This window comes from Pseudomonas sp. DG56-2 (assembly GCF_004803755.1).
Classification (GTDB): domain Bacteria; phylum Pseudomonadota; class Gammaproteobacteria; order Pseudomonadales; family Pseudomonadaceae; genus Aquipseudomonas; species Aquipseudomonas auratipiscis.
On the sequence record NZ_CP032311.1, the window covers coordinates 4,630,228 to 4,641,975 of the forward strand.

General features: G+C 58.3%; 12 protein-coding genes. 2 read left to right on the plus strand and 10 right to left on the minus strand.

Translation table 11 applies throughout. The annotated features are described in order from the left end of the window. Positions 1-36: 36 nt before the first annotated feature. The 4 genes from thrC to xerD form a co-directional block, all read right to left on the minus strand. The gene (gene thrC / locus D3Z90_RS21260) at positions 37-1,446 is read right to left on the minus strand and encodes a threonine synthase (protein ID WP_136477883.1); all 1,410 of its coding nucleotides are present in this window, start codon (positions 1,444-1,446) and stop codon (positions 37-39) included. Positions 1,447-1,550: 104 nt separating this feature from the next. Continuing rightward, entirely contained in the window at positions 1,551-2,855 is a 1,305-nt protein-coding gene (locus D3Z90_RS21265; RefSeq protein WP_136477884.1) for a homoserine dehydrogenase, read from the minus strand. An 81-nt stretch (positions 2,856-2,936) separates the two neighbouring features. After that, positions 2,937-3,671: a bifunctional protein-disulfide isomerase/oxidoreductase DsbC gene (dsbC, locus tag D3Z90_RS21270; protein WP_136477885.1), complete on the minus strand. Its 735-nt coding sequence runs from the start codon at positions 3,669-3,671 to the stop codon at positions 2,937-2,939. 144 nt (positions 3,672-3,815) lie between these two features. Then, positions 3,816-4,712: a site-specific tyrosine recombinase XerD gene (gene xerD, locus D3Z90_RS21275; RefSeq protein ID WP_136477886.1), complete on the minus strand. Its 897-nt coding sequence runs from the start codon at positions 4,710-4,712 to the stop codon at positions 3,816-3,818. Positions 4,713-4,788: 76 nt separating this feature from the next. On the opposite strand from xerD, the gene D3Z90_RS21280 reads away from it, so the two are divergent. Beyond that, a complete protein-coding gene (locus tag D3Z90_RS21280) occupies positions 4,789-6,591 on the plus strand; it encodes a sodium:proton antiporter (protein WP_136477887.1) in 1,803 nt (600 codons plus the stop codon). A 52-nt stretch (positions 6,592-6,643) separates the two neighbouring features. Here D3Z90_RS21280 and D3Z90_RS21285 read toward each other — a convergent pair whose 3' ends face one another. The 6 genes from D3Z90_RS21285 to ffh all read right to left on the minus strand — a co-directional run bounded on the left by D3Z90_RS21285 (position 6,644) and on the right by ffh (position 10,729). After that, on the minus strand, positions 6,644-7,051 hold the full coding sequence (locus D3Z90_RS21285; RefSeq protein WP_136477888.1) for an acyl-CoA thioesterase: 408 nt from the start codon (positions 7,049-7,051) through the stop codon (positions 6,644-6,646). Between the two features lie 94 nt (positions 7,052-7,145). Further along, on the minus strand, positions 7,146-7,496 hold the full coding sequence (gene rplS / locus D3Z90_RS21290) for a 50S ribosomal protein L19 (protein WP_038996821.1): 351 nt from the start codon (positions 7,494-7,496) through the stop codon (positions 7,146-7,148). 43 nt (positions 7,497-7,539) lie between these two features. Further along, positions 7,540-8,292 carry a tRNA (guanosine(37)-N1)-methyltransferase TrmD gene (gene trmD / locus D3Z90_RS21295; RefSeq protein WP_136477889.1) on the minus strand — a complete coding sequence of 251 codons (753 nt, stop codon included), beginning with the start codon at positions 8,290-8,292 and terminating at the stop codon, positions 7,540-7,542. A 3-nt stretch (positions 8,293-8,295) separates the two neighbouring features. Then, positions 8,296-8,832 (minus strand): ribosome maturation factor RimM, encoded by a 537-nt coding sequence (gene rimM, locus D3Z90_RS21300; protein WP_136477890.1) that lies wholly within the window; start codon positions 8,830-8,832, stop codon positions 8,296-8,298. 5 nt (positions 8,833-8,837) lie between these two features. After that, a complete protein-coding gene (gene rpsP, locus D3Z90_RS21305) occupies positions 8,838-9,089 on the minus strand; it encodes a 30S ribosomal protein S16 (protein ID WP_136477891.1) in 252 nt (83 codons plus the stop codon). Between the two features lie 263 nt (positions 9,090-9,352). Further along, positions 9,353-10,729 (minus strand): signal recognition particle protein, encoded by a 1,377-nt coding sequence (gene ffh / locus D3Z90_RS21310; protein ID WP_136477892.1) that lies wholly within the window; start codon positions 10,727-10,729, stop codon positions 9,353-9,355. A gap of 196 nt (positions 10,730-10,925) precedes the next feature. Between ffh and D3Z90_RS21315 the strand changes: the two genes are divergently transcribed. Continuing rightward, the gene (locus D3Z90_RS21315) at positions 10,926-11,738 is read left to right on the plus strand and encodes an inner membrane protein YpjD (RefSeq protein WP_136477893.1); all 813 of its coding nucleotides are present in this window, start codon (positions 10,926-10,928) and stop codon (positions 11,736-11,738) included. Positions 11,739-11,748 lie beyond the last annotated feature (10 nt).

Here is an 11,748-nt window from a genome sequence, read left to right on the forward strand (position 1 = left end):
GTCAGAGACGGGCTTTTCTGGGTATCTATCGGATGATCACAACGGTTTGCCGCGATTGCCATGCTGCGCGACGAACGCGTGAACAGCCTTCAAGTCGTTGGCCAGAACCGTGCAGCGCTCTTCCCGCGAGAACAGATCGTTCAGGTGCGCTGGCAGCTCAAGCGCTTTACCCACGCCAGCTTTCTCGACGGCCTCGGGGAACTTGACCGGGTGGGCAGTACCGAGCACCACCATCGGCGTGTCCAGGCTGCGCCGGCATTCGCGTGCTGCCTTGACCCCGATTGCGGTATGCGGGTCGAGTACTTCACCGGTCTGGGCAAAGACTTCGGCAATGGTTTCGCAGGTTTGCGCATCATCGACAGCCAGCGAGTCGAACAATTTGCGCGCCTCGGTCCAGCGATCCTGTTCAACGCTGAAGCCGCCACCTTGTTTGAAGTTGTCCATCAGGTCGGCAATTGCTGCACCGTTACGACCATGCAGATCGAACAACAGGCGTTCGAAGTTGGACGAAACCATGATGTCCATCGACGGCGACAGGGTCGCGTGCAGGGTTTCCTTGACGTACTGGTTGCCACTCATGAAGCGGTGCAGGATGTCATTGCGGTTGGTGGCGACGATCAGTTGGCTGATCGGCAGACCCATGTTACGCGCCAGGTAACCGGCGAAGATGTCACCGAAGTTGCCGGTCGGCACCGAGAATGCAACCGAACGCGCCGGGCCACCCAGTTGCAGGGCCGCATGGAAGTAGTAAACGATCTGGGCCATGATGCGTGCCCAGTTGATCGAGTTTACCGCCACCAGGCGGGTACCCTTGAGGAAGCTCTGGTCAGCGAAGCTGGCCTTGACCATTTCCTGGCAGTCGTCGAAGTTGCCTTCGATGGCAAAGTTGTGGATGTTCTCGCCGAAGATGGTGGTCATCTGCCGACGCTGAACCTCGGAGACACGTTGATGCGGATGCAGAATGAAAATATCGACGTTGTCGCAGCGACGGCAGCCTTCGATCGCAGCCGAACCGGTGTCACCACTGGTAGCGCCAAGGATCACTACGCGCTCGCCGCGCTTGACCAGTACGTGATCAAGAAGGCGCCCCAGCAGTTGCAGGGCAAAGTCCTTGAAGGCCAGGGTCGGGCCGTGGAACAGCTCCAATACCCATTCGTTGCTGCCCAATTGACGCAGGGGGGCGACAGCGGCGTGAGCGAACTCGCCATAGGTTTCTTCGAGGATCTTCTTGAAGTCGGCATCGGCAATGCTGCCGGTGACGAACGGGCGCATCACCCGAAAAGCCAGCTCGTGATACGGCAGGCCAGCCCAGGAAGCGATCTCTTCCTGGGTGAACCGTGGAAGGTTTTCCGGCACATACAAGCCGCCATCACTGGCCAGACCAGCCAACAGCACATCTTCGAAATTCAGGGCCGGTGCCTGGCCGCGAGTACTGATATAACGCATAAGGACAAACCTTCGGTTTGGGCTTCAAGCTTCAGGCTTCAAGCTTCAAGCAGGAGCGCGTTGCTCCCTGCCTGCCGCTTGCAGCCTATGACTTGCAACTAAAGTTAACTGAGTTGTTCGACGCGGATACGTACCACGTTGCCGACCACGTCCTGCAACGCTTCCAGGGCGGTGATCGCATCGTTCATGCGTTGCTCGACCACGCTATGGGTAAGCAGGATCATCGGCACCAGGCCGTCTTGTTCCTCGACTTCCTTCTGCATGATCGATTCGATGTTGATGCCCCGCTCAGACAAGATGCTGGCCACCTGGGCGAGTACGCCTGGGTGATCCTTGGCCTGGATACGCAGGTAATACGCTGATTCGCAGGCTTCGATCGGCAGGATCGGGTGGTCCGACAGCGAGTCCGGCTGGAAGGCCAGGTGCGGCACGCGATTCTCCGGATCGGAGGTCATGGCCCGGACCACATCGACCAGGTCGGCCACCACCGAGGATGCGGTAGGTTCCATGCCAGCGCCAGCGCCGTAAAACAAGGTGGAGCCAGCGGCATCGCCGTTGACCATGACAGCGTTCATTACGCCATTGACGTTGGCAATCAGGCGATCGGATGGAATCAGCGTGGGGTGTACGCGCAGCTCGATGCCGTTGGCAGTGCTGCGGGCAACGCCCAGGTGCTTGATACGGTAGCCAAGCGCTTCTGCGTAGTTCACATCGGCAGTCGTCAGCTTGGTGATGCCTTCGGTGTAGGCCTTGTCGAACTGCAGCGGAATACCAAAGGCAATGGAAGCCAGGATGGTGAGCTTGTGCGCAGCATCGATACCTTCGACGTCAAAGGTTGGGTCGGCTTCGGCATAGCCCAGGGCCTGGGCTTCGGCCAACACGTCAGGGAAGGCACGGCCTTTCTCACGCATCTCGGTGAGAATGAAGTTGCCGGTACCGTTGATGATCCCCGCTACCCAGTTGATGCGGTTGGCCGACAGTCCTTCACGAATTGCCTTGATCACGGGAATGCCACCGGCTACGGCTGCTTCGAAGGCAACGATAACGCCCTTTTCGCGTGCCTTGGCGAAGATTTCATTGCCATGCTCGGCAATCAGCGCCTTGTTGGCGGTGACAACATGCTTGCCGTTATCGATCGCCTTGAGCACCAGATCACGGGCAATGGTGTAGCCGCCAATCAGCTCGATGACAATGTCGATTTCCGGGTTCGTTGCGACCTCGAATACATCAGCGGTAATGGGGGTACCGGTAATCTGGCAATTCGGGTTTGGCGAACGCATGGCAATCTGCGCCACTTCGATACCACGCCCGGCACGACGGGCGATTTCCTCGGCGTTACGCTGAAGTACATTGAAGGTACCGCCACCGACGGTCCCCAACCCACAGATGCCTACTTTGACCGGTTTCACTGTGAACTCCCCATTGAACGAACGGCGCTAAGCCGTCCGTGATATCAGCCGTCTCCCCATGGTGACGGCTCGCTTGTTGAATTATTTACCGCCGGCCAATGCCAGCTTGGCTACCTGTGGTGCCGGTTGATAACCCGGGATTACCTGGCCGTCTTCAAGAACGATGGCCGGGGTACCGTTGACACCAATGGACTGGCCCAACTGGAACTGTTTGCTGACCGGATTGGCACATTTGGCAGCTTTGATTTCTTTGCCGTCGATCATCTTGTCCAGAGCGCCCTTGCGGTCGCTGGAGCACCAGACGGCTTGCAGTTGTTCATCGCCCGCGGAGCCGAGACCCTGACGCGGGAAGGCTACATAGCGCACTTCAATACCGCGGCGGTTTAACTCGGGAACTTCGGCATGCAGCTTGTGGCAGTACGGGCAGGTAGTGTCGGTAAACACAGTGATGTGCGATTTGGTTTCGCCCTTGGCAGGATAAACCACCATCTCTGCGGCTGGAATAGCATTGATGGTCTTGGCGATGGCCTGACGCTCGGTTTTTTCAGTCAGGTTGACCGGCTTACCGTCCTGGATCTGGTAGAGATAGCCCTGCATGACGAACTGGCCGTCGGGGCTGGCGTACAGTACCCGACCGCCCTGCAGCTTCACTTCGTAAAGGCCGTTCAACGGGCTGGAGGCAACACTTTCAACCGGCAAGCCCAACTCCAGGGTTTGCAGGGTCTTGCGGATCGTCTGCTCGGCGGTATCGGTAGCAGCAGCAAAAGTACTGACCAACGCCAGGGCGGCGGTGGCGATAATCTGGGTCACGCGCATGGGAACTCCTGAAGGCGGGCAAAGAGCCGGTGAGCAACGCGCGTCTTGAAATAACGGCGGTCGAACGGCCCTTGATGCAAACCGTCCAAGCCTACCACAACATCCCCGCGCAGACCGCCCCCAGGCGACACATGCGCGGTGCACTCAGCCACGTGGATGATGGCGCGCATGCAACTCCTGCAATCGCGCACGGGCCACATGGGTATAGATTTGCGTGGTGGACAGGTCGCTGTGTCCGAGCAACATCTGCACCACACGCAGGTCGGCGCCGTGATTGAGTAAATGAGTGGCAAAAGCATGGCGCAAGGTATGCGGCGAAAGGCTTTTACCGATGCCGGCGACCTGAGCCTGGTGCTTGATGCGGTGCCAGAAGGTCTGCCGGGTCATCTGCTCGCCACGCAGGCTGGGAAACAACACATCGCTTGGGCGACCGCCGAGCATTTCGATGCGCCCATCGCGCAGGTAGCGCTCGATCCACACCACCGCCTCTTCCCCCATCGGCACCAGGCGCTCCTTGCTGCCTTTACCCATCACGCGCAATACGCCCTGGCGTAGATTGACCTGGTCCAGGGTCAGGCTCACCAGTTCGGTTACACGCAAACCACAAGCATAGAGAACCTCCAGCATTGCCCGGTCGCGCTGACCAATCGGCTCGCTCAGGTCCGGCGCTTGTAGCAACGCCTCCACGTCGTCCTCGGACAAAGACTTGGGCAATGGCCGTCCCAACTGGGGCATGTCGACCTGCAGGGTTGGATCGATGCCGATCAGCTTTTCCCTGAGCAAATAACGATAAAAGCCACGCACACCGGAGAGAAAACGTGCAGTAGAACGAGGCTTGTAGCCTTGATCCAGGCGCCAGGCCAGATGATCGAGAATCAACTCACGACCAGCAGCGGGCAACGCGACGCCTTGCTCCTGGAGCCAGCCATTGAACAAGGCCAGGTCACTTCGATAAGCGTCGCGGGTATTGTCGGACAGGCCCTTCTCCAGCCACAGGGCATCGAGGAACTGGTCTATCAGAGGATGCTCTAGTGCGGGCATGACAACTCGAAGGCAAAAGACAAAATCGGAAAATTGCCGCTAGTCTTCCACAACACGGTCGGCATAGGGAATTGGAATGAACGATCAACAAATATTGCTGACTTTCGGCGGCATCGGTGGTGCCGCCCTCGCCTGCCAGTGGCTGGCCTGGCGCCTGAAACTGCCTGCGATCCTCTTTCTGCTGCTCAGCGGCATTCTTGCCGGGCCGATTCTTGGTTGGCTTGACCCACAACAGATGTTCGGCCCACTGCTGATGCCCCTCGTTTCACTGGCGGTTGCGCTGATTCTGTTCGAAGGCAGCCTGACCCTGCACCTGTCGCAATGGCGCGAAATCGGCACGGTTGTCCGGCGCATGGTAACCCTCGGCGCACTGTCTACCTGGATAATCATCACCGTCGCTACCCACTGGCTGCTCGGTTTCGACTGGTTACTGGCGACCCTGTTCGGCACCCTGACACTGGTCACCGGCCCCACGGTCATTGTGCCGATGCTGCGCGTGGTGCGCCCCAAATCCACGATTGCCAATATCCTGCGTTGGGAAGGCATTGTCATCGACCCGATCGGCGCCCTGCTGGCAGTGGTGGTATACAGCTTCATCATTGCCAGCGCGGCCGGTAACGGCCTGAGCCAGAGCCTGATGACCTTTGCCGGCGTGATTCTCTGCGGGAGTGCCTTCGGCGCAGCCGGTGGCTGGATACTTGGGCAGGTCATGCGCGAGCAGTGGCTCCCCGAATACCTGCACAATCTCGCCTCTCTGGCCGCCGTGCTGGGGATCTTCATTGCCGCCAACCAGGTCATGCATGAGTCCGGCCTGCTGGCGGTGACCATCATGGGTATGTGGCTGGCCAACATGAAAGGGGTGGACGTCCGGCAAATCCTGCACTTCAAGGAAAACCTCAGCGTCTTGCTGATATCAGGCCTGTTCATCCTCCTCGCCGCTCGCCTGGATCTCAATGCACTGCTTGGCCTTGGCCCGGCGGTATTGGCCCTGCTGTTGGTGATCCAGCTGATCGCGCGGCCATTGAACGTGGCGCTATCAACCTGGGGCTCGCAACTGAACTGGAGAGAACGTGCCTTGCTGAGCTGGATCGCCCCCCGCGGAATCGTGGCAGCGGCGGTGTCGGCAATCTTCGCCATTCGTCTGCATGAAGCCGGACACCAGGGCGCCCTACTGCTGGTACCGCTGACTTTTGCCGTTATTATCGGCACAGTCGTGCTGCAAAGCGCCACAGCGCGCCCCCTGGCACGCATGCTCAAGGTTGCCGAACCCGCGCCCAGCGGCTTTCTAATCGTTGGCGCCAACCCACCGGCCAGGACCATCGCCAAGGCATTGCAGCAACTGGACTGCCGCGTATTGCTGACCGATTCGAGCTGGGAGAACATCCGCGCAGCACGCATGGAAGGGCTGCCCACCTACTTTGGCAACCCGGCCTCGCAACATGCCGATGCCCACCTGGACCTGGTCGGTTTGGGGCATCTGCTCGGACTTTCGCCTTCTGGAGAGCTGAACACCTTGGCCTGTGCGCGCTTTCGCCATGACTTTGGCCATGCACGCCTGTTTGTGCTCGCCAGCGGCCTGGAAGCGCGCCGCAGCGACAAGCACCGCGCCAGCAATGAACATCGCGGACACGTTCTCGGCAGCCAGGAGCTGACCTATGTACAACTGGCCAACCGCCTGCACCAGGGCGCTGAGCTGTACAGCACCCACCTGACCGAGACCTTTGGTTGGGAGGACTACCAGGCGTTGCATGGCCAACGTGCGACCTTGCTGTTTGCTCGAGACAGCAGCGGCTGGGTGCATGTGTTTGGCCCAGAAAGCGTGCTCAAGCCAAGCGCGGGCTGGACGGTGGTGGCATTGATCCAGCCCGAAGTTGAATGATGGTCGTTAGCCCATCTGCCCTGCACTCAGCCGCTGCGTGCCCAGGGTGAGTTCAAAACCCTGGCAACACCGGCACCGGGCGCTTGTCTTCGTCGATAGCCACAAAGCTGAACAGGCCATGGATCGCCTTCTCGCGACTGTCACAGCTCATGCTTTCGACAAACACTTCAACCTCGACCTTGAGGCTGGTGTTGCCTACCGTCGCCACCCGCCCGACCAACTCAACAATGGAACCAGCAGCAATCGGATGCTTGAAATCGATTCGGTCAGTGGACACAGTCACCAGCGGCAACCGGCAAAAACGCGTGGCAGCGATAAACGATACTTCATCCATCCAGGCCAAAGCGGTACCACCGAACAAGGTGTTGTGATGGTTTGTGGTGGACGGGAACACCGCCTTGGTAACGCGAGTTACCGACAGTTCGGTACGGCGTTCGATTTCCTGCTCTCTTGAACTCATAAACTTCACATCTGGGACAAATTACAGACAACAAAAAAGCAGCCCGAAGGCTGCTTTTTTCGCATGGTGGCCGCAGCCACCGGTCAAACTGTCATCAGGACAGTTTTTCCTTGATGCGAGCGGCTTTACCGGACAGGTCGCGCAGGTAGTACAGCTTGGCTTTACGCACGTCACCACGACGTTTCACGGCCAGGCTGTCGATTTGCGGGCTGTAGGTCTGGAAAGTACGCTCAACACCAACACCGTTGGAGATTTTACGAACAGTGAAAGCACTGTTCACACCACGGTTACGCTTGGCGATGACAACGCCTTCGAAAGCCTGCAGACGCGAACGATCGCCTTCCTTCACTTTCACCTGAACGACGATGGTGTCGCCCGGGGCAAAGGTCGGGATCTCTTTGGTCATCTGCTCTGCTTCGAGTGCAAGGATGATTTTGTTAGTCATGCTGTGCTCCTAAGGTAAATCAATTGGATTTACCATCGATACGTTAACTATCGTCCCGCTCACGGAGGTATTCCGTCAGCAGCTTCTTCTCTTCTCCAGAAAGTGAGCGACTTTCCAGAAGATCGGCGCGTCGTTCATAGGTCCGCCCAAGGGACTGCTGTAAACGCCATCGCCGGATATGTGCATGGTTGCCACTAAGCAACACGTCGGGAACACGCTGATCCGCATACACCTCCGGTCGGGTGTAGTGCGGGCAATCAAGCAGACCGTCAGTGAAGGAATCTTCCTCCGCCGAGTCCGCATGCCCTAAAGCTCCGGGCAGCAGCCGCGTAACCGCATCAATCAGGACCATCGCCGGCAGCTCACCACCGGACAACACATAATCACCAATCGACCACTCTTCATCGACATGAGCATCAATAAAACGCTCGTCAATGCCTTCATAACGACCGGCTATCAGAATCAACGATTCGTGCTTCGCCAGGTCCTTGACCGCCGACTGAGTCAGCTTGCGGCCTTGTGGGCTCAGGTAAATTACCTTTGCCGCCTCTCCGGTTGCCTGCCTTGCATCCACCAGGGCATCTTCCAGAGGCTTGATCTTCATCACCATGCCTGGACCACCGCCAAAAGGCCGATCATCCACCGTATGGTGTCGATCTGTGGTGTAGTCCCGCGGGTTCCAGCAGGTCAATTGCAACAACCCCTGTTTTACCGCTCGGCTGGTAATGCCGTACTCACTGATGGCCGAGAACATCTCGGGAAACAGCGTGATGACGTCTACGCGCAGGCTGGCCATTGCTTAGAAGTCCGCGTCCCATTCCACCCTCATTTCGCCTGCATCCAGGTCGATTGCCAGCACGCATTGCTCTGTATAGGGCAACAACCGCTCGCGATCATCCAGGCTGCCCGCGCAGGGCTTGACCACCAATACATCATTCGCGCCGGTCTCCAACAGGTGATCAACCTTGCCGAACAGTTGTTCGTCCTGGTTGATGACTTTCAGGCCTACCAACTGGTACCAGTAGTACTCGTCGCTAGACAGGTTGGGCAGAAGGCTTCGCGAGATACAAATCTCATAACCGCTCAGAAGACGCGCTTCATCACGATCGTCGAGGCCTTTGAGCTTGGCGACCAGATCCTTTTGAGTGGAACGGCCACTGACCAGCTCGACCTGTTTCACCACGCCTTCGCGCCGAAGCGTCCAGTTGCGGTACCCCAACAGGTTTTCAATCGGATCAGTAAAGGAATAAACCTTCACTTCGCCGCGAACGCCGTGAACCGAAAAAATCTTGCCGACAACGATCAAATCGTCAGCACTTTCTGGCGTCGCGTTCATATTGCTCAGGCAGCAGCCTTGGCAGCGTCCTTCAGCAGCTGAGCAACGCGCTCAGACGGCTGCGCGCCAACGCTCAACCAGTGAGCAACGCGGTCTTGCTTAACGGACAGACGAACTTCCTGGCCACGAGCGATAGGGTTGAAGAAACCAACCTGCTCGATGTGCGAACCGGTAACTGGGTTACGCGAGTCGGTCACGGTCAGGGTGTAGAATGGGCGCTTTTTAGAGCCACCACGGGCAAGACGGATGGTTAGCATTGAACATCGTTCCTGTAGTCGGTGCTGCAAATCATAATGCACAGCGGGCACACGGGTGCCCGAAAGGCCGCATATTCTCAAGGAATACACGGACTTTTGCAAATGCCTTTTTAGCTCAAGCAAAAAGGCCCGCCTGTCGATCTGCGAATAACGCTGCCTCTATATAAGGCAACAGTGTCCTACCGCACGGACCAAGAATGTTAACTTCGGCCCGGCGCAGGTTCCGGTCGTCGGTGCGACATGCACCGACAACCTGAATCAGGTTACAGCTTTGGCATGCCACCGCCGGGCATCATTCCGCCCAGGCCGCGCATCATTTTCGCCATGCCGCCTTTGGCAGAAAACTTCTTCATCATTTTCTGCATTTGCTTGTGCTGCTTGATCAAGCGACCAATGTCCTGCACCTGGGTGCCGGAACCCAGGGCGATCCGGCGCTTGCGCGAACCACTGATCAGTTCAGGGTCGCGGCGCTCGGCCGGGGTCATCGAGTTGATGATCGCTTCCATCTGCTTGAACTGCTTTTCGGCTGCGCCTTGGGCATTGCCCATTTGCGCCAGGTTTACCCCGCCGATACTTGGCAGTTTATCCATGAGGCCGCCGAGGCCGCCCATGTTCTTCATTTGTTGCAGCTGGTCACGGAAGTCTTCGAGGTCGAAGCCTTTGCCTTTCTTCAGCTTCTTGGCCAGCTTGTCGGCCTTTTCCTTGTCGAGGGTCTGTTCGGCCTGTTCGATCAGGCTGAGCACATCACCCATACCCAGGATGCGCGAGGCAATACGGTCCGGGTGAAACGGTTCGAGCGCTTCGCTCTTCTCACCCATACCGATGAACTTGATCGGCTTGCCGGTGATGGCACGCACCGAGAGCGCCGCACCGCCACGGGCATCACCATCGACCTTGGTCAGGATCACGCCGGTCAGCGGCAACGCATCACCAAAGGCCTTGGCGGTGTTGGCCGCGTCCTGGCCGGTCATGGCATCGACGACGAACAGCGTCTCGATCGGCTTGACGGCAGCGTGCAGGTCCTTGATCTCGGCCATCATCTCGGCGTCGATGTGCAAGCGACCTGCGGTATCGACGATCACCACGTCGATGAATTTCAGCTTGGCTTCGCGAATGGCGGCTTCAGCGATAGCCACTGGCTTCTGGCTGATATCAGACGGGAAGAAGGTAACGCCGATGTCGGTTGCCAGGGTTTCCAACTGTTTGATTGCAGCAGGACGGTAAACGTCGGCCGACACAACCATTACCGATTTCTTCTTGCGCTCCTTGAGGAAGCGCGCCAGTTTGCCGGCAGTGGTGGTCTTGCCCGCGCCCTGCAAGCCCGCCATCAGCACCACGGCCGGAGGGGCGGCATTGAGCGTCAGGTCTTCGTTGGCTGCGCCCATCAAGCCTTCAAGTTCGGCTTGAACGATCTTCACGAACGCCTGGCCTGGCGTCAGGCTGCGCGACACTTCGGTACCGACCGCACGCTCCTTGATTTTGTTGACGAAATCCTTGACCACCGGCAGGGCGACGTCAGCCTCGAGCAACGCCATGCGCACTTCACGCAGGGTGTCTTTGATGTTGTCTTCGGTCAGCTTGGCCTTGCCAGTGACATGGCGCAACGTCTGTGACAGACGGTCGGTCAGGTTTTCAAACATGGTGATCCTTTCAGGTTCTGTAGAACCGAGATTTATCAGCTGCCTCTGGCGTATTCGACGGGCCTTGGGCAGGGGCAGATCGGCGATTATAACGAAGACTCGGGCAAGCGCACACCTCGCCGTCGGCTGACAGTCTTCCTTGGCAGGCGCGTTCTATGCCAAACTCAATTCTTTTCGGGCTTGCCTAACAGGACTTATGCTCCCCTTGTCACCCAGCTTGCTACCCAATCTTATCGCCGCCTGCCTGTATGCCGCCGCGACCCTCTATCAAGGCTCCCGTCTGGCGCAAGGTGCCAAGGCCGACAAACGCCTGCTCGGCCTGCTTGGCGCGCTTGCGGTCATTTCCCAGGGCACCGCACTGTTCTGGCAGTTGCTCACGCCTCTAGGGCTGAGCCTGGACTTCTTCAGTGCTGCCAGCCTGATCGCAATGGCAGTGATCACCCTGACGCTGCTGGCCTGTCTGCGCATCCCGGTGGAAAACCTTTTGGTGCTGCTGTTTCCGCTAGGCATGGCCACGGCGCTGATGGCCCAGTTCGCACCATCGGGAACGGTACCGCTGATCAACGAAGAGACCGGCATACTCGCGCACATACTGCTGTCGATACTGGCATACGGGCTGTTTACCATCGCCGTGTTCCAGTCGTTGCTGCTGCTGGTGCAAGACCACCAGCTCAAGCACAAGCATCCTTCCGGCCTGATCCGCAACTTCCCACCACTGCAGACCATGGAAAGCTTACTGTTCGGCTTTCTCTGGACCGGCTGGGGCTTGTTGTCGCTATCGCTGATATCCGGCTGGCTGTTCCTCGACAATCTGTTTGCCCAACACCTGGTACACAAGACCCTGTTGGCGTGCCTGGCCTGGATAGTCTTCAGCGTATTGCTGTGGGGCCGCACCCGCCTTGGTTGGCGTGGCCACAAGGCAATCCGCTGGACCCTGGCCGGTTTCTGCCTGCTGATGCTTGCCTACTTCGGGAGCAAGCTGGTGCGTGAATTCATCCTGCATATCTGACAGGCACAGG

Bases quoted from the DNA above. Each gene is read 5' to 3' on its own strand.
- ffh (WP_136477892.1), bottom strand. From the start codon at position 10,729: ATGTTTGAAAACCTGACCGACCGTCTGTCACAGACGTTGCGCCATGTC.
- thrC (WP_136477883.1), bottom strand. From the start codon at position 1,446: ATGCGTTATATCAGTACTCGCGGCCAGGCACCGGCCCTGAATTTCGAA.
- rpsP (WP_136477891.1), bottom strand. From the start codon at position 9,089: ATGCTAACCATCCGTCTTGCCCGTGGTGGCTCTAAAAAGCGCCCATTC.
- D3Z90_RS21285 (WP_136477888.1), bottom strand. From the start codon at position 7,051: ATGAGTTCAAGAGAGCAGGAAATCGAACGCCGTACCGAACTGTCGGTA.
- rplS (WP_038996821.1), bottom strand. From the start codon at position 7,496: ATGACTAACAAAATCATCCTTGCACTCGAAGCAGAGCAGATGACCAAA.
- D3Z90_RS21315 (WP_136477893.1), top strand. From the start codon at position 10,926: ATGCTCCCCTTGTCACCCAGCTTGCTACCCAATCTTATCGCCGCCTGC.
- xerD (WP_136477886.1), bottom strand. From the start codon at position 4,712: ATGCCCGCACTAGAGCATCCTCTGATAGACCAGTTCCTCGATGCCCTG.
- trmD (WP_136477889.1), bottom strand. From the start codon at position 8,292: ATGGCCAGCCTGCGCGTAGACGTCATCACGCTGTTTCCCGAGATGTTC.
- dsbC (WP_136477885.1), bottom strand. From the start codon at position 3,671: ATGCGCGTGACCCAGATTATCGCCACCGCCGCCCTGGCGTTGGTCAGT.
- D3Z90_RS21280 (WP_136477887.1), top strand. From the start codon at position 4,789: ATGAACGATCAACAAATATTGCTGACTTTCGGCGGCATCGGTGGTGCC.
- rimM (WP_136477890.1), bottom strand. From the start codon at position 8,832: ATGAACGCGACGCCAGAAAGTGCTGACGATTTGATCGTTGTCGGCAAG.